This is a genomic window from Collinsella sp. AF16-8 (assembly GCF_003462695.1).
Lineage (GTDB): Bacteria > Actinomycetota > Coriobacteriia > Coriobacteriales > Coriobacteriaceae > Collinsella.
Window position 1 is genome coordinate 1 of record NZ_QRXX01000033.1, and the last position, 900, is coordinate 900.

Annotated in this window: 2 pseudogenes; both read left to right on the top strand. The window is 56.4% G+C overall.

From position 1 onward, the window contains the following. Nucleotides 1–300: pseudogene (locus DWW73_RS10035) on the top strand (hypothetical protein); the annotation flags it as partial. A 100-nt stretch (nt 301–400) separates the two neighbouring features. Then, nucleotides 401–900 (top strand): annotated as a pseudogene (locus DWW73_RS10085) (hypothetical protein); the annotation flags it as partial.

Sequence of the window (900 nt, forward strand, 5' to 3'; positions counted from 1 at the left end):
AACCTAAACGGTACGTGGTACTGGCTCGATCCCTCGACGCACGCCATGGCCACCGGGCTCCATGGGTGCAACGGCTCCATGTACTGGTTCAACGGCTCCGGCTCGATGGCGACCGGGTGGGTCCTCGACGGCGGAACCTGGTACTACGCGACGGGCTCCGGCGCCCTCACCTCCGGCTGGGCCTACGTCGGCGGCGCCTGGTACTGGCTTGACCCCTCGACGCACGCTATGACTACGGGTGTTCAAGAAATCGATGGGGTGAAATACTCTTTTGCTAGTAATGGCGCTTGGCTCGGCTAGCAACTCTTCTTTAATTGCTTTTTTCTAATTACATATTGCTCTTAGCTATCCATTTGTAGACTATGTTTATATAAAAATTGGTTGCTACTGGGGGCTGCACATGGCAAGGAAAAAGCGAATAACATTAATCCTAATCATCCTTTCAACTCTACTGCTCGCTGGACCCGGTGTGGTTGATATCGCGAACGCAGAACCCATAAGCTCCTCCATCCCTACTGATTTTGAGCGGCGATCCGTCCCCTCGACTCTTTCTCCTTCAGATTCAATCGATGATGGTCCTGTTCAAGAATCCGTTAAATGGAATCTGGGTTGGAATTCGTTTGACGGCAACTGGTTCTATGTGGATTCAGTCAATCCGGTCTCGTTGCATTCTGGCTGGCTCCATACCAATGGGGCCTGGTATTGGCTCGACCCCTCGACGCATGCCATGGCCATCGGGCTCCATGAGTGCAATGGCTCCGCGTACTGGTTTGACGCCTCCGGCGCGATGGCGACCGGGTGGGTCCTCGACGACGGGACCTGGTACTACGCGACGGGTTCCGGCGCCCTGGCGCGCGGCCCCGTATCCGTCGGCGGCGTGCCCTACTGCTTCGACGCCCG